Annotated in this window: 19 protein-coding genes; 8 read left to right on the top strand and 11 right to left on the bottom strand. The window is 71.4% G+C overall.

What is annotated here, in order from left to right; genetic code table 11:
* Positions 1–32 precede the first annotated feature (32 nt).
* Genes Adu01nite_RS28260 through Adu01nite_RS28250 form a run of 3 tightly spaced genes read left to right on the top strand, consistent with a single transcriptional unit; the run spans position 33 to position 3008 of the window.
* Positions 33–1667, top strand: coding sequence for a pyruvate formate lyase family protein (locus Adu01nite_RS28260; protein ID WP_203730989.1), 1635 nt, complete (start codon positions 33–35; stop codon positions 1665–1667).
* A 26-nt stretch (positions 1668–1693) separates the two neighbouring features.
* Positions 1694–2263, top strand: coding sequence for a hypothetical protein (locus tag Adu01nite_RS28255; RefSeq protein ID WP_203730987.1), 570 nt, complete (start codon positions 1694–1696; stop codon positions 2261–2263).
* 10 nt (positions 2264–2273) lie between these two features.
* Entirely contained in the window at positions 2274–3008 is a 735-nt protein-coding gene (locus Adu01nite_RS28250; RefSeq protein WP_203730985.1) for a dienelactone hydrolase family protein, read from the top strand.
* 3 nt (positions 3009–3011) lie between these two features.
* Here the strand turns inward: Adu01nite_RS28250 and Adu01nite_RS28245 are convergent, their stop codons facing one another.
* A complete protein-coding gene (locus Adu01nite_RS28245; protein ID WP_203730984.1) occupies positions 3012–3371 on the bottom strand; it encodes a hypothetical protein in 360 nt (119 codons plus the stop codon).
* 39 nt (positions 3372–3410) lie between these two features.
* On the opposite strand from Adu01nite_RS28245, the gene Adu01nite_RS28240 reads away from it, so the two are divergent.
* Positions 3411–4661: a sensor domain-containing phosphodiesterase gene (locus Adu01nite_RS28240; RefSeq protein WP_203730983.1), complete on the top strand. Its 1251-nt coding sequence runs from the start codon at positions 3411–3413 to the stop codon at positions 4659–4661.
* A 390-nt stretch (positions 4662–5051) separates the two neighbouring features.
* Here Adu01nite_RS28240 and Adu01nite_RS28235 read toward each other — a convergent pair whose 3' ends face one another.
* From Adu01nite_RS28235 to Adu01nite_RS28200, 8 genes are all read right to left on the bottom strand, one after another.
* Positions 5052–6005: a nucleoside hydrolase gene (locus tag Adu01nite_RS28235; protein ID WP_239132754.1), complete on the bottom strand. Its 954-nt coding sequence runs from the start codon at positions 6003–6005 to the stop codon at positions 5052–5054.
* A 43-nt stretch (positions 6006–6048) separates the two neighbouring features.
* Complete coding sequence (locus tag Adu01nite_RS28230; RefSeq protein WP_203730982.1) at positions 6049–6414, bottom strand: helix-turn-helix domain-containing protein; 366 nt, start codon at positions 6412–6414, stop codon at positions 6049–6051.
* On the bottom strand, positions 6407–6805 hold the full coding sequence (locus tag Adu01nite_RS28225) for a hypothetical protein (RefSeq protein WP_203730981.1): 399 nt from the start codon (positions 6803–6805) through the stop codon (positions 6407–6409). Before Adu01nite_RS28225 ends, Adu01nite_RS28230 begins: the two co-directional genes overlap by 8 nt.
* 50 nt (positions 6806–6855) lie before the next feature.
* A complete protein-coding gene (cydC, locus tag Adu01nite_RS28220; protein WP_203730980.1) occupies positions 6856–8520 on the bottom strand; it encodes a thiol reductant ABC exporter subunit CydC in 1665 nt (554 codons plus the stop codon).
* Complete coding sequence (gene cydD / locus Adu01nite_RS28215; RefSeq protein ID WP_203730978.1) at positions 8517–10121, bottom strand: thiol reductant ABC exporter subunit CydD; 1605 nt, start codon at positions 10119–10121, stop codon at positions 8517–8519. The genes cydC and cydD overlap by 4 nt, the downstream gene beginning before the upstream one ends.
* Entirely contained in the window at positions 10118–11113 is a 996-nt protein-coding gene (cydB, locus tag Adu01nite_RS28210) for a cytochrome d ubiquinol oxidase subunit II (protein WP_203730976.1), read from the bottom strand. The genes cydD and cydB overlap by 4 nt, the downstream gene beginning before the upstream one ends.
* Before the next feature lie 18 nt (positions 11114–11131).
* The gene (locus tag Adu01nite_RS28205) at positions 11132–12526 is read right to left on the bottom strand and encodes a cytochrome ubiquinol oxidase subunit I (RefSeq protein ID WP_203730974.1); all 1395 of its coding nucleotides are present in this window, start codon (positions 12524–12526) and stop codon (positions 11132–11134) included.
* 75 nt (positions 12527–12601) lie between these two features.
* The gene (locus tag Adu01nite_RS28200; protein ID WP_203730972.1) at positions 12602–13246 is read right to left on the bottom strand and encodes a response regulator; all 645 of its coding nucleotides are present in this window, start codon (positions 13244–13246) and stop codon (positions 12602–12604) included.
* 103 nt (positions 13247–13349) lie between these two features.
* On the opposite strand from Adu01nite_RS28200, the gene Adu01nite_RS28195 reads away from it, so the two are divergent.
* The 4 genes from Adu01nite_RS28195 (at position 13350) to Adu01nite_RS28180 (ending at position 17642) form a co-directional block, all read left to right on the top strand.
* Positions 13350–15038: a GAF domain-containing sensor histidine kinase gene (locus Adu01nite_RS28195; RefSeq protein ID WP_203730970.1), complete on the top strand. Its 1689-nt coding sequence runs from the start codon at positions 13350–13352 to the stop codon at positions 15036–15038.
* A 52-nt stretch (positions 15039–15090) separates the two neighbouring features.
* Positions 15091–16041 carry an Acg family FMN-binding oxidoreductase gene (locus Adu01nite_RS28190; RefSeq protein ID WP_203730968.1) on the top strand — a complete coding sequence of 317 codons (951 nt, stop codon included), beginning with the start codon at positions 15091–15093 and terminating at the stop codon, positions 16039–16041.
* 2 nt (positions 16042–16043) lie between these two features.
* On the top strand, positions 16044–17015 hold the full coding sequence (locus Adu01nite_RS28185) for an Acg family FMN-binding oxidoreductase (RefSeq protein ID WP_203730967.1): 972 nt from the start codon (positions 16044–16046) through the stop codon (positions 17013–17015).
* A 66-nt stretch (positions 17016–17081) separates the two neighbouring features.
* On the top strand, positions 17082–17642 hold the full coding sequence (locus tag Adu01nite_RS28180) for a DoxX family membrane protein (RefSeq protein WP_203730965.1): 561 nt from the start codon (positions 17082–17084) through the stop codon (positions 17640–17642).
* A 102-nt stretch (positions 17643–17744) separates the two neighbouring features.
* Here the strand turns inward: Adu01nite_RS28180 and Adu01nite_RS28175 are convergent, their stop codons facing one another.
* Positions 17745–18482: a GNAT family N-acetyltransferase gene (locus tag Adu01nite_RS28175; RefSeq protein WP_239132753.1), complete on the bottom strand. Its 738-nt coding sequence runs from the start codon at positions 18480–18482 to the stop codon at positions 17745–17747.
* A 151-nt stretch (positions 18483–18633) separates the two neighbouring features.
* Entirely contained in the window at positions 18634–19689 is a 1056-nt protein-coding gene (locus tag Adu01nite_RS28170) for a LacI family DNA-binding transcriptional regulator (protein WP_203730962.1), read from the bottom strand.
* Positions 19690–19791: the final 102 nt, after the last annotated feature.

Here is a 19791-nt window from a genome sequence, read left to right as displayed (position 1 = left end):
CGCACGAGGCTGGCGAGCAAGGAGGCGACGGCATGGGCACATCGCGGGATGCTTGGCGTGGATTCCGGGGCGAGAAGTGGCGGGACCGCATCGACGTCGACGGCTTCATCCGGGACAACGTCGAGCCCTACGCGGGGGATGCGGCGTTCCTGTCTGGTGCGACCGGTCGCACCACCCGGATCTGGCGGCACCTGCAGCGGATGATCGTGGCCGAGCGGGAGCGCGGCATCTACGACGCCGACGCGCACACGCCCTCGACGATCACCTCGCACGCGCCCGGCTGGATCGACCGCGACCACGAGCTCATCGTCGGGTTGCAGACCTCCGCGCCGCTGCGCCGCGCGATCATGCCGGCCGGCGGCCTGCGGACGGTGCAGGCCGGGCTGGCCGCGCACGGCTACAGCCTCGACACGACCGTGCGCGCGATCTTCACCCAGTACCGGAAAACCCATCACGACGGCGTCTTCGACGCTTACCCCGCCGACGTCAAGGCCGCCGCCGACGCCCATCTGCTCAGCGGGCTTTCCGAGGTGTACGGGCGTGGCCGGGTCGACGGCGATTACCGGCGGGTCGCGCTCTACGGCGTCGACCGGCTGATCGAGGAACGCACCGCGCAGCGGACTTCGCTCGACTCCCGGCGCTCGTTCGAGGACGTCGTGCGCGGCCGCGAGGAGCTGGCCGAGCAGATCCGCGCCCTGGAGGACCTGCGGTTCATGGCCTGCCGCTACGGCTACGACATCGCCGGACCGGCCACCGGCGCGCGCGAGGCGATCCAGTGGCTGTACTTCGCGTTCCTGGGTGCGGCCAAGGAGCAGGACGGCGCGACCCTGCCGCTCGGCCCGGTCTCCGCCTTCGTCGACATCTACCTGCAGCGGGACATCGCGGCCGGGTTGCTGGACGAGACGGCGGCGCAGGAGCTCCTCGACGACTTCGTGATCAAGCTGCGGATCATCCGGTTCCTGGACGCCCCGGCGCCCGACCTCGCGGACGCCGAGCTGGGCGGCGTGGTGACCCGCACCTCGCACCGGTTGGCGCAGTCCCGCCGCTGTTTTGCCTCCTCGTCCGGCGTTTCACCCTCCGGTGGCTGCGCCAACCTGGCCAAGGCTTTGCTGTACGCGATCAACGGCGGCCGCGACGAGATGACCGGTGACCAGGTGGTTTCTTCGTTGAGCCCGGTCGAGGTGGACGTGCTCGACTACGACACCGTGCTCGCCGCCTACGACACGATGCTCGGCCGGCTCGCCGAGACCTACGTGGACGCGCTCAACGTCATCAATTACATGCACGACCGATACGCGTACGAACGTCTCGGCATGGCCCTGCGCGACCATCCGCTCCGCCGCTTCATGGCCACCGGGATCGCCGGCCTGTCGGTGGCCGTCGACAGCCTCTCCGCGATCAGGTACGCACAGGTCAAGGCGCTGCGTGACTCGTCCGGCCTGGTCGTCGACTACCAGGTCGACGGGGATTTCCCGAGCGTCCGGGACAACGACGACCGGGCCGACGCGATCGCCGTCGACCTGGTCGACCGGTTCACCGCGAAGATCCGCCGGCAGCCCACCTACCGCGGCGCCGAGCTGACCCTGTCGATCCTGACCACCGGCGCCCCCGGCGGCCGGCACACCGGAAACACCCCGGACGGCCGGCGAGCGGGCGAGCCGCTCTGATTGACAGAGCCATATAAGGTACGGCTGTGTCGCGACCGAGCCAGGTAAACGTCGCCTTCGGATTTCAACTCGGCATCGCCGCCGCGCTGCTGCTCTGCGCCGGCCTGATGATCGCCGACGCCTTCCACATGGACGGCCTGATCGACGAGGCCGCCCGCAGCGTCGCCGGCACCGACCCGGCCGAGGTCGCCCAGCAGCGCAGCTGGAACGTGAACAGCACGCTGACCACCGCCATCCCGGCCGTCCTCGTCGCCGGCTGGCTCGCCGTGCTGGCCCCTCGCGTGCGTCGCGGCAGCGGCCTGGCCCGCGGCCTCTCGGTGGCCGCACTCGCCTCGCCGATCGGCTTCGTCCCGCTGGTGTGCGTCGGCTTCCTCGCCGCCGGTCCGGCCGGCAGCCCCGACGCGACCCCGTTCTCGCTCCGGCTGGAAGAGCTGTACAGCGTCGGCTTCTCGGACTTCGTGGCGTCGATGGTCAGCGGCCTGGCCATGATCGGGCTGACGCTCAGCGTGGTGACCATCATCCTGCTGTTCACCGAGCCGGCCGGGAGTTGGTTCCGCCGCGTGGCGCCGCCCGGGGCGCTCACCGTCCCTGGGTAGGGTGCTCGATGTGAAGCTGATCGAGGACATCGTCACGGTGCCGGCGCCGGACTGCGAGATCCGGACGGCGGTGATCCGCCCGGCCGGCGACGGCGCGTGGCCCGGGCTGCTGCTCTACACCGACATCTTCCAGCTGACCGAGTCGTCGCTGCGTTCGGCCCGGCGGCTCGCCGCCGAGGGCTTCACCGTGGTGGTGCCGGAGATCTACCCGCGCGGCCCGCTGGCCGGGGTGGCCCTCGAGTTCGACGACGCCGGCAAGCAGGCCGGCCTCGACGGCGCCCACGCGACGACCACGGCACAGTTCGACTCCGACCGGGTCGCGGTCCTCGACCACATGCAGGGCCGGGCCGACGTCACGACGCTGTTCGCGGCCGGCTTCTGCATCGGCGGTCACCTGGCGTTCCGGGCCGCCTTCGACGAGCGGGTGGCGGCCACCGTCTGCTTCTACCCGACCGGCCTGCAGAACGGTGCCCTCGGCGCCGACGCCGACGCGGGCTCCCTCGAACGGGCCGCCGACATCCACGGCCGGCTGATGATCGTGTTCGGCTCGCAGGACCCGCACGTGCCGGCCGGCGCCCGCCTGCAGGTGATCGCCGGCCTCTACGCGGCCGGCCTCGACGACGTGGAGCTGCACCTCTACCAGGGCGGCGAGCACGCCTTCATGCGCGACATCGGTGCGCGGCACGATCCGGCGCTGAGCGACCTCGCGTACGCCTCGGCCGCCTCTTTTCTTCGCGGCCGCTGACCGCTATTGGTCCATGGCGGCGCGGTAGTCCCGGTTGATCAGCTCGTTCAGGCGCTTCCGGAAGTGCCCGCGCACCGAGTCGTCCGGCATCGGCTCGTCGACCAGCAGCGTCCAGGCGAGCAGCGTGCCGAACCCGCCGTCGGAAGTCAGCTGGAACCGGATCAGGGCCTCCGGGCGGCGCGGCCACAGCGACGACCAGACGACCAGCCGCGGCTTCCGGGCCTCCAGCACGGTCGGCACCTGCTCGTCGCCGAGCAGGTGCAGCCACGGCCGCACCCGATCCCGGGTCGGGTCGATCAGATCGTCGAAGACGACGTGCGGGGGTGCCGGCTGGGTGCGCCTGCGGTGTCCGGCCTCGATCACAACCCTCAGCCTAGTAAGTGGGTCGCCGATACTTCCGGTGTGCGTGACATCCATGAGGTGATCGACCGGCGAGCCGTGACCACCGTCTTCCAGCCGCTGGTCGATCTCAGCAGCGGCGCCCTGATCGGCTTCGAGGCGCTGACCCGTGGCCCGGCCGGCACCCCGTGGCACACCCCCGACGCCCTGTTCGGCGCGGCCCGTGCGGCGGGCCGGGAGACCGAGCTCGACTGGGTCTGCCGGGCGATGGCGTTCCGCACGATCCTGGCGGCCGGCCCCGACCCGGCGCTGACCTGGTTCGTCAACATGGAACCGGCGGCGGCCCGGATCCCCTGCCCGCCCGACCTGGCCGGCACGATCGCCGACGCCGAGCACCTGCGGGTGGTCACCGAGGTGACCGAACGGTCCATCGGCCACGACCCGGCCGGCCTGCTGGCCGTGACCACCGGCCTGCGTGCCGGCGGCCGGGGGATCGCCCTCGACGACGTCGGCGCCGACCCCGGCTCGCTGGCCCTGATGCCGTTCCTGCACCCGGACGTCGTCAAGCTGGACATGCAGCTCCTGCGCGAGCCGGACGAGCCCCGCACGGCCCGGGTGGTGGCGGCCGTCGGCGCGTACGCCGAGACCAGCGGCGCGGCGGTGCTGGCCGAGGGCATCGAGACCGCCCGGCAGGCGATGGCCGCCCGCACGATGGGCGCGACGATCGGCCAGGGCTGGCACTACGGCCGTCCGGGCCCGCTGCCGGAGCACGCGCGGGCGGGTGCGCAGCTGCCGTTCATCGAGCCGCCCCCGCTGAGCACCGGCACGCCGTTCGAGATCGTCAGCCGCCGCCGGCCGGTCACCCGTACGACAAAGAGTCTGCTCATGCCGATGAGCCGGCACCTGGAAGCCCTGTCCGGCGACGGCACCGAGCCGCCGGTCCTGCTGGCGTGTTTCCAGGAGGCCCGGCACTTCAGCGCGGCCACCGCGGCCCGCTTCACCCGGATCGCGGCCAACAGCCCGCTGGTCGCCGCCCTCGGCACCGACCTGGGCGACGAGCCCGCCCCCGGCGTGCACGGCGCGAGCTTCAGCGCCGCCGACCCGCTGCACGGCGAGTGGAACGTGATCGTGGTCGGCCCGCACCGGGCCGCCGCCCTGGTGGCCCGGGAACTGCCCGACGACGCCCCCGACCGCGACCGCCGTTTCGACTTCGCCCTGACCCACGACCGGGCCCTGGTCCTGGAGGCGGCCCGGGCCCTGCTCCCCCGCCTGGCCCCGGCCCCGTCGACCCACCTGCTGCTGACCCGCTCCTGACGACGCGATCCCCTCGACCGGCCCGCCACGCCGACCCGCCAAGCCACGACGACGGCGTCACTCCCCGGCGAGCGCCATGAGAACCTCAGCGTCATCCGCGTGGCTAGCGGTTCACATGGTTCCGGCCGAACGCCCCGCAGGTCAGACAGTTACGCAACGATCAGCCGGGGCCCGGGCCACCGACTTCACGGAAGTTGGGCCTCGCCCCCACAACCAACCGCCCGAGCCACCGACTTCACGGAAGTTGGGCCTCGCCCCGCCAGCCAAAGCCCCAAATCCAGGAAAACGGGGTCTCGTCGCACGCCCAAGACCCCGACATCAAGAAAATCGAAGTCTTGACCCACGCCGCGCAGACCCAGCCTCTCCTTCCGAGCCATCCGCACCGGCTGGTCAGGCGCTCTTGTTCAGGCGCCGCACCGCGGACATGAGCAGCCGCCAGAAGCCGTCCACGTTCAGGCCGACCGCGACGTCCGCGTTCGGCCGGTACGGGGTGCGGCGGTGCAGGTCCACCACGGTCGCGCCGCGGGTGTGGGTGCCGGTCAGCTCGACGGCGACCGGGGCGATGACGGTCTGCACCAGCGACGGTTCGAGGACCGCGGCCACCGCGATCGGGTCGTGCACCGGCGGATGCTGGAAGCCGAACTCGCGCAGGTAGGTGCTCGCGAAGAACGTCATCAGCTCCGCGCAGACCGTGCCGAGCCGGGTGCCCATGCCCTCGAACTCGGCGATGATCTCGGTGGTGGCCAGGGCCTGATGGGTGACGTTCAGCCCGATCATGGTGATCGGGACACCGCAGCGCAGCACGATGTCGGCCGCCTCCGGATCGGTGACGATGTTGAACTCGCCGTAGGGCGTCGTGTTGCCCCGGTCGGTCGAGCCACCCATGAAGACGATCCGCTCCAGGTTGGACGTGACCTCGGGGTGAATGTGCAGCAGCGACGCCACGTTGGTGAGCGGCCCGGTGGCGATCAGCGTGACCGGCTCGGCGGGTTCGACGATGAGCCGCCGCATCAGCCCGACCGCATGCTCACCGGAGACCTCGGCGACCGGCACGTCGAGGTCGGGCCCGTCGAGCCCGGACGCCCCATGGATGTCATCGGCCACGGTGAGATCCCCGACCAGCGGTTTGTCACAGCCCGCCGCGACCGGGACCTCGGCGGCACCGGCCAGCGCGAGCACCTTCAGCGCGTTCACCGTGGTCTTGTCGAGCGTCTGGTTGCCGGCCACGGTGGTGACCCCGAGCAGCCGCAGCCGCGGATCACCCACGGCCAGCAGCAGAGCCAGCGCATCGTCATGCCCCGGGTCACAGTCGATGATCACCGGCAGAGCAGCGGAGTCGGTCACCCCGACGACGATAGAGGTCCGGCACCCCCGGCCGGGACCCCGTTCAGCGCTTGATCAGTGAAGTCAGGTCGATCTCGATGTCGTGCCCGGCGACGGTGACCACCACGCGCGGCCGATCGCCGGCGGCGGCAAGATAGCCGGCAAGCGTGGACAGCAGCATGTCGGGACGGCTCTCGATGCGGCTGATCTCCGACTGCGCCACCCCCATCGCCCGGGCCAGCTCGACCTGCGTGAGTTCCGCGGCCCGGCGCACCGCCGCAAGGTTCTCGGCATAGGTGCGGTCGGCCTCCGCCATCTCCTCACGGATGGCGTCGACCCGCTCGGCAGCGCCCGGCCGCGCCCGCAGCCGCGCAATCCGCGCCTGCGCGGCCTCGGTGCCGACAAAGTTGATATCGGGCTGGCTACTCATCGCCGCCTCCATTGCTCAGTCGCAGGTATGCCGCGATCACCTGGTCGGCGCGGCTGGCGACGCTGTCGTAGAACACGTCGCCCATGTGGGCCTTGTTGTTGCCGAACAGAACGATAAGTGGCGGAGCATCGGGCGGGAACCAAACGATCAGGCGGACGCCGACGCCGTTTCGGAAGGGGTGCGAGATCCGCCAAACCTGATATCTGCCGGACTGCCGGACGCGCCGCAATGTCGGCGTGTCCTCGGTCGGCGGCTCTTTGAGATCCTGCAGGTAGAGCAGCTGAGTGTTGACCAGGTCAAGTTGCTCCTGCGATCGTGCGTGCCCCGCATTCGCTCGACGCTCAAGCTCGGTCAGCCAGACGTCGAACTCGCGGGACCAGTCGATCAGCACCTAGCCAATATAGCACCAACAGCATATTCGGCGAGTGCTGATACCTCGGCTCAAGCCGGAAGTGGCTCGCCGGCCGGCACCCTCGCCGGTGCGGCTTTCTCCTGGCCCAGGGTTACCACCCGGTCTACCTCGGCGGCGATTCCTGGGCGGTGGGTGATCAGCAGGACCGTGCGGGTGCCGGCTGCGGCCAGCAGGTCTCGGGTCAGGGCGGCGGCCGTGTCGTCGTCGAGGTGTTCGGTGGGCTCGTCGAGGATCAGGACCTCGAAGCCGGCCAGCAGGGCTCGGGCCAGGGCCAGCCGGCGCCGTTCGCCGCCGGACAGCTCCATGCCGTGCTCGCCCACCGCGGTCTCCAGGCCGGCCGGCAGGCCGTCCACCCAGTCGCGCAGCCGGGCCTGGGTCAGGGCCTCGCGCAGCTCGTCGTCGGTCGCGCCGGGCTTCGCGATGCGCAGGTTGGCGGCGATCGTGGTGTCGAACAGGTAGGCGTCCTCGGGCAGGTAGCCGACGATCTGCCGGACCCGGTCGGACGGGATGTCGCGCAGGTCGACGCCGTCCAGGGTGATCCGGCCGCCGGCCGGGTCGAGGAAGCGCACCAGCAGGGCGGCGATCGTGCTCTTGCCGGAGCCGCTCGGCCCGACCAGCGCCACCCGGTCCCCCGGCGCCAGGGTCAGGTTGACGTCCTGCAGCACCGGCCGGCCGGGCACCCAGGCCGCGCCGACGTCGGTGAGCCGCAGCGTGTGCGGCCCGACCGGCAAAGCGGCCGGGGACAACGGCTCGGTCACCGGTGACGCGGTGGCCATCACCTCGGCCAGGCGGCGCATCGATGCGCGGCAGGCCGCGAACCGCTGGGCCGCCGCCGGCAGCGTCCCGACCGTCTCGAAGACGGCGAGGGGGGTCAGGACGATGACCGCGAGCAGCTCGCCGTGCAGGTCGCCGGAGCGGACCGCGACCGCACCCGCGGCCAGCCCGACCAGCACCGAGAAGCCGGTCGCGAGGGCGGTGACCGCCGCCGCCATGCCGGCCATCAGGCTGGACCTCCGCTCGGCGGCCCGCAGCGCGGCCCCGGTGGCGGCGAGCCGGTCGAGGCGGTCGGCGGCCGCGCCGTACGCAACGAGGTCCGGAAGCCCGTGCAGCAGATCGGCCGCCTGGGTGGCGAGCTCGCCGCGCAGCGGCGCGAGACGGCCGTCGGCGCGCCGCGCCGCGCGGGCCTGCAGCATCGGCACGCCGAGGCCGACGAGCAGGATGCCGGCGGCGAGGGTGACGCCGGCGATCGGGGACAGCGCGCCGATCAGCATTACCGACCCGGCGCCGACCACCAGCGCCACCGCGTAGGGCAGCAGGACCCGGGTGAGCAGGTCGAGGACGGCGTCGACGTCGGCGGCGAGCCGCTGGGCCAGGTCGGCGCGGCGGAAACCGGCCAGGCCGGCCGGGGCGACCTTGGCGAGGTGGGTGAAGAGGCGGACCCGGACGCTGCCGAGGGCGCGCAGGGCGGCGTCGTGGCCGGTGAGGCGTTCGACGTAGCGCAGCGCGCCGCGGCCGACGCCGAAGGCCCGCACCGCGACGATCGCCACCATCAGGTGCAGGACCGGCGGGTGCAGGGCGGCCCGGGAGATCAGCCAGGCCGAGGTGGCCATCAGGCCGACCGCGCAGCCGGCGGCCGCGGCCCCGGCGAGCACGGCGATCCAGAAGCCGGGACGGAGGAGGCGGAGGTAGTTCATCGGGCACCGACCGGGGTGAGGTCAAGAACGCGGCCCGCGAGCGCGATCAGCTCGGGGCGGTGGGCGGCCATCAGGACCGTACGGCCGTGGGCGAGCCGCCGGATCGCCGCCATGACGCCTTCGGCGGTGGCCGCGTCGAGGTTGGCGGTGGGCTCGTCGAGCAGCACGATCGGCGCGTCGCGCAGGAACGCGCGGGCCAGGGCGAGGCGTTGCCGCTGGCCGGCCGAGAGCCCGGCACCGTCGTCGCCGAGCATCGTCTCGTAGCCGGCCGGCAGGTCGGCGATGAAGTGGTGGGCGCCGGCCAGGCGGGCGGCGGCTTTCACGTCGGCGTCGGCGGGGGCGCCGAGGGCGATGTTGTCGCGGATGGTGCCGGCGAAGAGGTACGGCCGTTGCGGCACCCAGGCGATGCTGTCCCGAAGGTTCACTCCGGACAAATCGACGCCACCCACCGAGACCCGACCGTCACTGAGGGCCGCAAATCCCAGCAAAACACCCAAGGCAGTCGACTTACCGCAGCCACTCGGCCCGACAAAAGCGATAAATTCCCCGGGCTCGACCGTCGCAGAGAGGCGTAGGACCTCTCGATCGCGATAACGGACCACGGCTTCGTCGAAAACGATGGTGCCGGCGGAAATAGAATCAAAGGCCGGAGCAACCGGCGCCGCCAGGATCGCGAACGCTTCCTCGGCCGCGGCCACCCCTTCGGCCGCCGCGTGATACTGCGCTCCCACCTGCCGCAGCGGCAGGTAGGCCTCCGGGGCCAGGATCAGCACCAGCAGGGCGGTCTGAAGGGAGAGATCGCCGTTGACCAGCCGCAACCCGATCCCGACCGCGACCAGCGCCACCGACAGGGTGGCGAGCAACTCGAGCACGAGCGAGGACAGGAAGGCGATCCGGAGCGTACGCATGGTGACCCGGCGCTGCTCCGCGCTGACCCGGCGGATGTTCCCGGCCTGCGCCGCCGCCCGCCCGAAGATCTTGAGGGTGGACAGTCCGGCGATCACGTCGAGGAAGTGGTGGCCGAGGCGGGCGAGGAGCCGGAACTGCCTCCGGTTGGCGGCCTCGGTGTGCATCCCGACCAGCGCCATGAACACCGGGATGAGCGGCAGGGTCAGCACGATGGTGACGGTGGCGACCAGGTCGGCCGGCAGCAGCCGGGCCAGCACGACGGCCGGGATGAGCGCGGCCAGCACGAGTTGCGGCAGGTAGCGGGCGAAGTACGCGTCGAGCGCGTCCAGCCCCCGGGTGACCAGCGCGATCATCTCGCCGGTCCGAACCTGCCCGGGCCCGAGCGCGGCGGCCTGCGCGAACAGCCGCCCGCGCAGCTCGTCCTTGACCGCGGCGGAGGAGCGCACCGCCGCGGCCTCCTGCAGCCAGCCGATCCCGGCCCGCCCGACGATGACCGCCGCGAGGGCGATCAGCGTCGGGGTGAGGCCGGCGAGGTCGAGCCCGTCGAGGAACACCGCGGCGATGCCGTACGCCAGCAGGGTGGCCTGGCCGACGATCAGGGCGGCCTGGGCCACGCCGAGCGCGACGGTGGCGGCGAGGTAGGCCCGGCTGGCGCGGGCATACCTCAGAAGCCGCGGGTCCAGCGGTTTCATACCGGGATCTTCTCCACCGTGAGCCGCTTGCGGAACACCCAGTACGTCCAGCCTTGGTAGAGCAGGACGATCGGGGTGAAGAACACCGCCACCCAGGTCATCACCTTCAGCGTGTACGGAGTGGACGACGCGTTGTCCACGTTCAGGCTGTTCGCGTCGGCGATCGACGACGGCATGACGTTCGGGAAGAGCGTCACGAAAAGGCCGAACACCGCCAGCACCAGGGTGATGCCGGTGGCGATGAACGCCCAGCCCTCCCGGCCGAGCCGGTTGGCCACGAGCGCGGCGATGAGCGCGACCGCGGCCAGCGCGAACAGCACCACACCGACCCCGTCGAAGTGCGCGATCGCGGTCCAGAGCAGGAACGCGGCCGCGATCACCACGGCCGGGATGCCGATCTTCGCGGCCAGGGCGTTGGCCCGCTGCCGCATGTCGCCGTCGGTCTTGAGGGCCAGGAACACCGCACCGTGCAACGTGAACAGGGTGAGCGTGGTCAGGCCGCCGAGCAGCGAGTAGGGGTTGAGCAGGTTGAAGAAGGTGCCGACGTATTCGTGGTGCTCGTCGAGGCGTACCCCTCGAACGATGTTGCCGAAGGCCACGCCCCAGAGCAGGGCGGGCAGCAGGCTGCCCACGAAGATCGACCAGTCCCAGCGCTGCTTCCACTGCTCACCGGTGCGCTTGCCGCGGTATTCGAAAGCGACCCCGCGGATGATCAACGCCACCAGGATGAGCAGCAGCGGCAGGTAGAAACCGGAGAACAGGGTGGCGTACCACTCCGGGAAGGCGGCGAAGGTGGCGCCGCCGGCGACGAGCAACCACACCTCGTTGCCGTCCCACACCGGGCCGATCGTATTGATCAGCAGGCGCCGCTCCCGGTCGTCGCGGCCGAGAATCGGCAGCAGGATGCCGACGCCGAAGTCGAAGCCATCGAGCAGGAAGTAGCCGGCCCAGAGGATGGCGATGAGCGCGAACCACACGGTCGTCAATTCCATGATCAGCAAACCTCCTTGTCAGTACGCGAATGTCAGCGGGCGGTCTTCGGGTTCCGCCTCGGATTCGGGCGGGATCTCCGGCGCCCCGGCCTTGGCGTACTTGACGAACAGCCCGACCTCGATCACCGCCAGCACGCCGTAGAGCAGGGTGAGCCCGATGAACGAGGTGGCGACCGTGCCGGCCCCGACCGACGGCGAGACGCCGTCGGCGGTCTTCAGGACGCCGAACACCGACCAGGGCTGCCGGCCCATCTCGGTGAAGATCCAGCCGAACGAATTGGCCGCGAGCGGCGCCCCGATGGCGAAGATCCCGGCGAGCCAGAGCCAGCGGTTGGTGGTCGTCCGGCCGCCCCGGGTGAACCAGAGTGCGGCCAGCGCGACCAGCATGGCGAGCCCGCCGAAGCCGATCATCAGGCGGAACGACCAGTAGGTGACCGGCACGTAGGGCTTGTAGTCCCCGGCGCCGTACTTCTGCTCGTACTCCTGCTGGAGGTTGTTGATCCCCTCGACCTCGCCGTTGGGGCTGCCGGTCGCCATGAAGGACAGCAGCGACGGGATGCGGACGCTGGCCACCTCTTCGTCGCCGTTGAGCGAGCCGATCGTGAAGATCGAGAAGCTGGCCGGCTTGTCGGTGTTGTAGAGCGCCTCGGCGGCGGCCATCTTCATCGGCTGCTGCTCGGTCATGATGCGGGCCTGCAGGTCACCGGTGATCAGCACGCCGACGCCGGCGATCAGCACCACCCAGGCGCCGAGCTTGAGGCTGGGCCGGAAGACGTCCTCCTGGTTGCGCCGCTTGAGGTGCCAGGCGCTGACCGCGACCAGCACCGCGCCGCCGGTGAGCAGGCAGGCGGTGATGGTGTGCGGGAAGGTGACCAGGGTGGTCGAGTTGGTCAGTACCGCGCCGATGCTCTTGAGCTCGGCCCGGCCGCGCGCCTCGTTGAATTCGTAACCCACTGGGTGCTGCATCCACGAGTTCGCGGCAAGAATGAAGTAGGCCGACAGCCACGTGCCCAGAGCCGCGAGCCAGATCGTCGCGAGGTGAATCTTCTTCGGCAATTTGTCCCAGCCGAAGATCCACAGGCCGAGGAATGTCGACTCGAGGAAGAAGGCGAGCAGGCCCTCGATGGCCAGCGGCGCACCGAAGATGTCACCGACAAAGCGCGAGTAGTCGCTCCAGTTCATGCCGAACTGGAACTCCTGCACGATGCCGGTGACCACGCCGATCGCGAAGTTGATCAGGAACAACTTGCCCCAGAACTTCGTGGCCCGCAGGTATTGCTCCTTGCCGGTCCGCACCCAGGCGGTTTGCAGACCGGCGACCAGAACCGACATCCCGATCGTGATGGGCACGAACAGGAAGTGGTAGACGGTAATGACCCCGAACTGCCATCGGGCCAGATCTAGCGCGTCCACGGACGGATCCTTTCCACTGATTCGGAACTGATCCTTTCGATCAATCCGTCCCGGTGGGCAGGGCCGAAAGTCCTGTCAGCCGGATCGGCGATCTCCGAGCAAACGGGTTGCGAGCACTGCGGCCTGTGTGCGTCGCTCGAGACCGAGCTTCGCGAGCAGACTGGAGACGTAATTCTTCACCGTCTTCTCGGCCAGGAACATCCGGGACGCGATCTCCCGGTTGGTGAGGCCCTCGGCGATGAACTCGAGGATCCGGCGCTCCTGCTCGGTCAGCCCGGCCAGCTCACGCGGCGCCTCCACCCCGTTACGGATGCGCTCGAGCACCCGCTGAGTGATCGCCGGGTCGAGCAGCGACTGGCCCTCGGCGACCCGGCGGACCGCGTCGACCAGATCGGTGCCGCGGATCTGCTTGAGCACGTAACCCGACGCGCCGGCCATGATCGCGGCGAACAGGGCCTCGTCGTCCTCGTAGGAGGTGAGGATCAGCCCCTTGATCGACGAGTCGATCGCCCGCACGTCACGGCACACGTCGATGCCGTTACCGTCGGGCAGCCGAGCATCCAGCACCGCCACATCCGGGCGTAGTGCGGGGATGCGACGGGAGGCCTCCTGGGCCGAGCCCGACTCACCCACCACCTCGATGTCACCGTCGGCCTGAAGCAGGTCGACGAGACCACGGCGGACCACCTCATGGTCGTCGAGCAGAAAGACGCGGATCATGGTTCTTTCCTACCGTTAGTGAGGCCAAGGGTCCAAGTGCCTAAGGTCCTGTGTCCCGAGCCCGTGCTCGGGCTGGGGTGATCGGCTCGATAGTCTAGGCGGCATGTCGTCGGAACCACCATCGCTGGGGCTCGGGCCGCTGTCCCGGGTTCGCCTTGACGAACTATTGCACGAGATGCTCGACCGGGTCGGCGATGTCATGGCCAGCCGCGAACGTCTTCGGGCCCTGCTCGACGCGGTGGTCGGCATCGGCAGCGACCTCGACCTCCGGAGCACCCTGCAGCGCATCGTCGAGGCCGCCTGCGCCCTGGCCGGCGCGAAGTACGGCGCGCTCGGCGTGATCGGCAGCGACCGCACCGAGCTGATCGACTTCATCACACACGGGATCGACCCGGCCACCCACGCCATGATCGGTGACCTGCCGCACGGCCGGGGCGTGCTCGGCCTGCTCATCACCGACCCGCACCCGGTGCGGCTGCCTGATATCACGCGGCACCCCAGCTCGTACGGTTTTCCGGCGAACCACCCGCCGATGCACAGTTTCCTCGGCGTGCCGGTGCGCACCCGCGAGCAGGTCTACGGCAACCTCTACCTGGCCGAGAAGCAGGGCGCCGCCGAGTTCAGCGAGGACGACGAGGAGATCGTGGTGGCGCTCGCCGCCGCGGCCGGCGTCGCCATCGACAACGCCCGCCTCTACGCGATCGCCCAGCGCCGGGAGCGGTGGCTGGCGGCCGCCGCCGAGATCACCGGGGTGCTGCTCGGCGAGGTGCACAGCAACGACGCGCTCCGGCTGATCGCCCGCCGGGCCCGCGAGGTCTCCGGCTCCGGGCTGGCCATGGTGCTGCTCTACGACGAGGCGAACAGCCGCTACACGATCGAGGTGGCCGACGGCGCGGACGGCCTGGCCGGCCGCTCGATCCCGGTCGACTCGGTGGTCGCCACCGAGCTCGGCTCGGAGAAATACCGGTTCCTGGAAAACCTGGCCGCGGTGGCCGAGTGGCCGGCCGCGGTGCCGGACGGGCCGGCCCTGGCCGCCCCGCTCACCGTCGCGCAGGCCATGCGGGGCGTGCTGATCGTCACCCAGCCGCACGACCGGGCCGCCGACGAGGAGGAGGCGGTGCTGCTCTCCACGTTCGCCGGGCAGGCCGCCCTCGCCCTCGAACGGGCCCGCGCCCAGGAGGAGCGGGAGCAGTTCGTGGTCCTCGAGGACCGCGAGCGGATCGCCCGGGACCTGCACGACGTGGTCATCCAGCGGCTGTTCGCGACCGGCATGCAGCTGCAGGGCGCGGTGCCGCACGCGGCCCGGCAGGAGGCGGTCCGGCGGATCAACGCGGCCGTCGACGACCTGGACGCGACGATCCGGGACATCCGCCGCTCGATCTTCGAGCTGCGCACCCCGACCGGCCCGTCGCTGCGCACCGAGCTGCGCGAGGCGGTCGACGCCGCGGTGACGACGCTCGGTTTCCGGCCGGTCCTCGACACGGTCGGCCCGGTCGACAGCGCCATCCCGGACGACATCGTCCCGGAGCTGATGGCCGTGCTCCGCGAGGCCCTGTCCAACGTCGCCCGGCACGCCCAGGCCACCAGCGTCCGGGTCACCGTGCACGCCACCGGCGACGAGGTGTCGCTGCGGATCGAGGACGACGGGGTCGGCGCCGACCCGGCCCAGGCCCGCGGCGGCATCGTGAATATGATCGACCGCGCGGGTGATCTTGGCGGCGAGTTCGAGATCGGGCCCGGCCCCGGTGGCAACGGCACCGTGGTGGTCTGGCGTGCACCCATATCCGGCTGATCGGGACCTTCGGCCCTGAACCGCGGGGCCTCCTGCGCGGCAGTGTGGTCATATGACAGCACTGGAAGATGCCGCCGGCGCGGCCCAGCACGCACCCTCGGTGTTCAACACCCAGCCGTGGTCGTGGCGGGTCATCGGCGACAGCCTGGAGCTGTACGCCGACCCGAGCCGGCGGCTCGACACCGTCGACCGGGACGGCCGGCTCCTGCTGCTGAGCTGCGGCGCCGCCCTGCACCACGCCCGGGTCGCCCTGGCCGCGGCCGGCCACCAGCCGATCGTCGAACGCCTGGCCCGGCCCGACCTCCTGGCGAGGGTGACGCTGGGCGCTCCCACTGAGCCCGACGCCGAAACGAAGCGGATCGCCGCCGCGATCTACCGGCGCCGCACCGACCGGCGCGCCTTCGGCGACAAACCGGTTCCCGAGACGGAGCTGACCGCCCTGCGCCGCCTGGTCGAGTCGGAGGGCGCCTACCTGCACGTGGTCCGGCCCGAGCAGCTGCCCGAACTGGCCGTGACCGCCGAGCTGGCGTCGCACGCCGAGCAGGCCGACCCGGCCTACCGGGCCGAGCTCGACCGCTGGACCACCCGGCCCGACTTCACCGGCGACGGCGTGCCGCCCGCCACCGCGGTGCGCGACGAGCCGCGCCGGGTGCCGGTCCGCCTCTTCGCCCCCGGCGGCGACGCCGGCCTGGCCGCCGGCCCCGCGCACGACGCCGGCGCCGCCTACGTGGTGCTGTTCGGCACCAGCGACGAACCGGCCGCCCTGCTGCGCGGGGGCGAGGCACTCTCCGCCCTGCTGCTGCGGGCCACCGCGGACGGCCTGGCCACCGCACCGATCAGTGACGCCATCGAGGTCGAGTGGCCGCGCACCCTGCTGCGCGGCATTCTCGCCGGTCTCGGCGACCCCTACCTGGTGGTCCGCCTCGGTTTCCTGCCCGCCGACGTCCCGCTGCCCAGCGCTCCGCGCCGCGACCCGCGTGACGTGATCACCATCGTGGAGTAGCCATGGACGCCTACAACGAGGCCGACCTGCACCGTGCGGCCGCGGCCGCCGTCCGCGCGCCCTCCCTGCACAACAGCCAGCCGTGGCTGTTCCGCCTGGCCGGCGGGGCGATAGAGATTCTGGCCGATCCGGCCCGCCGGTTGCCGACGGTGGACCGGACCGGCTGGGCGGCCCGCATCGCATGCGGTGCCGCCACCTACAACGCCCGCCTCGCGCTGGCCGCCGCCGGGCGCCCGGCCGAGGTGCGGCTGCACCCCGACCCGCGGGAGCCGGGCCTGGTCGCCCGGCTCACCCCGGGCCGGGAGCGCCCGCCGACGTACGCCGAGACCGAGCTGTTCGAGGCGATCCCGCACCGGCACAGCAACCGGCAGCCGTTCTGGCCCGACCCGGTGCCCACCGACGTGCGGATCCGGCTGCTCGACGCGGCCCGCACCGAGAGCGGCTGGCTGGCCCTGCTGGTCGGCACGGTCGCGGTGGCCGGCTTCTCGGAGATCGCGACGAGCGCCGACCGGGTGCTCCGGCGCGACACCGCCTACCAGGCGGAGATGGAGGCCTGGCGGCACGCGATCCCGGACTCCGCCCGCGCCCCGATGGCCGAGCCGCAGGACGTCCTGCCGCAGCGCTTCTTCAACGAGCGGCGCCGCGCGCCCGGCCACGACTACGAGCCGGAACCGCTGGTCGGCATCCTCGGCGTGCCCGGCGACAGCGCCGCCGACCAGAGCAACGCCGGCCAGGCGATGCAGAAGGTGCTGCTCACCGCGACCGCGGCCGGCATCGACACGTCCCTGATCAGTCAGCCGATCGAGGTGCCGACGGCCCGCGAGCAGCTGCGCCGTTCGCTGGGCCGGCCCGGCCACCCGCAGATCGTGATCCGCTTCGGTTACGGCACCCCGACCAGCGCGGCCCCGCGCCGCGACGTGTCCGAGGTCCTGACCGGCTTAGGGACCTTGGTCCCGGGCATCGGAGGAGCTTAGGCCCGGGTGCCGCACCCCCGCCGAGAGGAGAGTCAGCCTCAGCGAAATTGATTGAAGGAGGAAGCAATGACCACCATCGGCCGGAGCAACGTGGCCCACCTGGAGCAGGTCGAAGCACCTGGCTCCATGGTCACCAAGACTGCCGCCAAGGTTCTGGCCGTCCTGCGGGTCGCCACCGGATTCGTTTTCCTGTGGGCGTTCCTCGACAAGACCTTCGGCTTCGGCTACGCGACCCCGTCCGCCAAGGCCTGGGTCAACGGCGGTTCCCCCACCAAGGGCTTCCTGTCCAGCGTCGAGGCCGGCCCGCTCAAGGGCTTCTTCCACAGCATCGCCGGCACCCACTTCGCCAACTGGGCGTTCATGATCGGCATGCTCGGCATCGGCCTCGCGCTCATCCTCGGCATCGGCCTGCGGGTCGCGGCCGGCGCCGGCGCCCTGATGATGGCCTTCATGTGGCTCGCCGAGTGGCCGCTGGCCAGCGGAAGTTCCAACCCGATCGTCGACTACCACGTGGTCTACGCCCTGGCCGCGGTGCTCTTCGCGCTGACCTACGCCGGCCAGACCTGGGGTCTCGGCAAGATCTGGGCGAAGCTCCCCTTCGTGCAGAAGAACCGCTGGCTCATCTGACCCACCCCCAACGTGCCCTGCCGGCTGCCCCGGCAGGGCATTTTCGTCATTACGGCGGCGTCCATCCGCCCCACCCCCACCACCCGCGCCCCGGCCGGCGCGCTATTGCGGCGGCGTCCAGTGGAAGTGCGTCGAGGTGGTGATCTGATGGAAGCCGCACCGGCGCAGAATGGGCGCACTGTCCGGCGAGGCGTCGACGTGCAGCAGCCGAAACCCCCGCTCGACCGCCTCCTGGGCCCGCGCCGCGATCATCGCCCGATAGATCCCGCGCCCCCGCCACTCCGGCACCGTGGTGCCACCGAGCAGCGCGACGAATTCGGTCCCCGGTTCGTATCCCGACCAGGCCGTACAGACGAACCGCCGATCAGCCTCGGCGACCAGGATGCTGATCCGGTCAGGAGCCGCCGCCACCTGCCCGATGAGCAGATCCGCCACCCACGAGCAGTCGAACCCCCACACCGCGGTCTGATGATCGGCGATCCGCCGCAGGTCTTCTTCCGCACTCACCCGCCGCAGCGTGACTCCGTCGGGCAGCACCGGTGAAGCCGCCAGCTCCGCGGCGAATCCGAGCAGCACCGCCGAGGGTTCCGCCGCCACGAACCCGGCGGCAACGAGTCGCTCCGGAAGTTCCGGCGGAAGATCATGCCCCGCCCGCTTCCACTCGACGCCTTGGCCACGGTCCCGGAAGAAGTCCCGCTGCCGAGCAATCAGCCGATCCAGCTCAGCACCGCCGACTCCAAGATCACGCGGCGCCCGAATCCGCCCGACATGCCCACCGACGCTCCGCCGGAGAGGCCCGTCGAACTCATGGATCACGCCGGCCAGGGTCGGCATGCGCATCTGCGCGTCATACGCGGCCCGAAGACCATCAAGATCAACCACAGTCAACCTCTCCGAGTACGACGTCGGAGTCCCCAACCGCACAGCGACCCCACCCGCCTGCTCCAAAACCACGACAAAAGCCTCCAGGCGCCGTGAGCGCTCACAGCCGTCAGGCCGACTCGCGCCGCACCAGCGAGGTCGGCAGCACCCGCGACGACGGCCGGCGCCCGCCGATCAGCTGCAGCAGCACCTCGACCAGCTCCCCCGCCACCTGCGACAGCGGCTGCCGGACCGTGGTCAGCGGCGGCATCGTCGCCGACGCGATCGCCGAGTCGTCGAACCCGCCGACCAGCACGTCCTCCGGGACCTTCCGCCCGGCCGCGTGCAGCGCCTGCAGCGCACCGACCGCGAGCAGGTCGGAGGCGACGAAGACCGCGTCCAGCTCCGGATAACCGTGCAGGAGCTGACTCATCGCGGCCCGCCCCTCCTCGATGCCGTAGGCCTCGGCCCGGGCGATCGCGCGCGCCGGAACCCGCCGCCCGAGCACGTCCCGGAAGCCGGCCAGCCGCTCCGCCCCACCGGCCGTGTCCGGCGGCCCGGCCACCGTGGCCAGCCGCTGCGCGCCCCGATCCAGCAGGTACTGCGTCATCAGCCGGGCGCCGCCCCGGTCGTCGGCGGCCACATAGGGCATCGCCGGCCCGTCCGCCGGCGCGCGCCCGCAGACCACCACCGGCACCCCGGTCGCCGGCAACTCGGCGGCGAGCGGATCGCCGTCGTGCATGGACACCAGCAGCACCCCGTCGACGTGCCCGCCCCGGGCGAAGTGCAGGACGCGTTCGCGTTCCTCGGCCGTCCCGGCCAGCATCAGCATCAGCCCGCGCCCCTGCTCCCCCAGCAGCTGGGTGCAGGAGCGCAGCAGGGTGCCGAGCACCGGGTCCTCGAAGAGCCGGTCGGGCGGCTCGCTCAGCACGAACGCGATCGCCCCCGAACTGCGGGTGACCAGGCTGCGAGCGTTCTGGTTGACCACGTAGCCGGTCTGCCGCATGGCCTCCTGGACCGCGGCCCGCGACTCCGAGCTGACGTGCATCGCCCCGTTGAGCACCCGCGACACGGTGCCGCGGGAGACCCCCGCGAGCTCGGCCACGTCCTCCATGGTCGGCCCGCGGCGAAGGGCGCGGCGGGCCGCACCGCGCGATTTGGGGTGTACGGGCGCATCGTCCGGCATCACTACAACCTCCGATCTTGCAGGGCACGATACCGCCCTTGACATTCCATGGTGGGCAGAGCACCGTGAGCGCTCACAGTCTTCCACCGGACTGGAAGGTCC

The sequence above is a fragment of the Paractinoplanes durhamensis genome, from assembly GCF_016862175.1.
Classification (GTDB): Bacteria; Actinomycetota; Actinomycetes; order Mycobacteriales; family Micromonosporaceae; genus Actinoplanes; species Actinoplanes durhamensis.
The sequence above is the reverse complement of the archived record's forward strand: the minus strand, read 5'-3'. Positions and strand labels throughout refer to the sequence as shown.

What these genes read in the sequence shown, in the direction of transcription:
- Adu01nite_RS28260 (WP_203730989.1), top strand. Translation starts at nt 33, where the DNA reads ATGGGCACATCGCGGGATGCTTGGCGTGGATTCCGGGGCGAGAAGTGG.
- cydD (WP_203730978.1), bottom strand. Translation starts at nt 10,121, where the DNA reads ATGAAACCGCTGGACCCGCGGCTTCTGAGGTATGCCCGCGCCAGCCGG.
- cydB (WP_203730976.1), bottom strand. Translation starts at nt 11,113, where the DNA reads ATGGAATTGACGACCGTGTGGTTCGCGCTCATCGCCATCCTCTGGGCC.
- cydC (WP_203730980.1), bottom strand. Translation starts at nt 8,520, where the DNA reads ATGAACTACCTCCGCCTCCTCCGTCCCGGCTTCTGGATCGCCGTGCTC.
- Adu01nite_RS28190 (WP_203730968.1), top strand. Translation starts at nt 15,091, where the DNA reads ATGACAGCACTGGAAGATGCCGCCGGCGCGGCCCAGCACGCACCCTCG.
- Adu01nite_RS28230 (WP_203730982.1), bottom strand. Translation starts at nt 6,414, where the DNA reads ATGAGTAGCCAGCCCGATATCAACTTTGTCGGCACCGAGGCCGCGCAG.
- Adu01nite_RS28200 (WP_203730972.1), bottom strand. Translation starts at nt 13,246, where the DNA reads ATGATCCGCGTCTTTCTGCTCGACGACCATGAGGTGGTCCGCCGTGGT.
- Adu01nite_RS28185 (WP_203730967.1), top strand. Translation starts at nt 16,044, where the DNA reads ATGGACGCCTACAACGAGGCCGACCTGCACCGTGCGGCCGCGGCCGCC.
- Adu01nite_RS28195 (WP_203730970.1), top strand. Translation starts at nt 13,350, where the DNA reads ATGTCGTCGGAACCACCATCGCTGGGGCTCGGGCCGCTGTCCCGGGTT.
- Adu01nite_RS28180 (WP_203730965.1), top strand. Translation starts at nt 17,082, where the DNA reads ATGACCACCATCGGCCGGAGCAACGTGGCCCACCTGGAGCAGGTCGAA.
- Adu01nite_RS28170 (WP_203730962.1), bottom strand. Translation starts at nt 19,689, where the DNA reads ATGCCGGACGATGCGCCCGTACACCCCAAATCGCGCGGTGCGGCCCGC.
- Adu01nite_RS28175 (WP_239132753.1), bottom strand. Translation starts at nt 18,482, where the DNA reads ATGCGCATGCCGACCCTGGCCGGCGTGATCCATGAGTTCGACGGGCCT.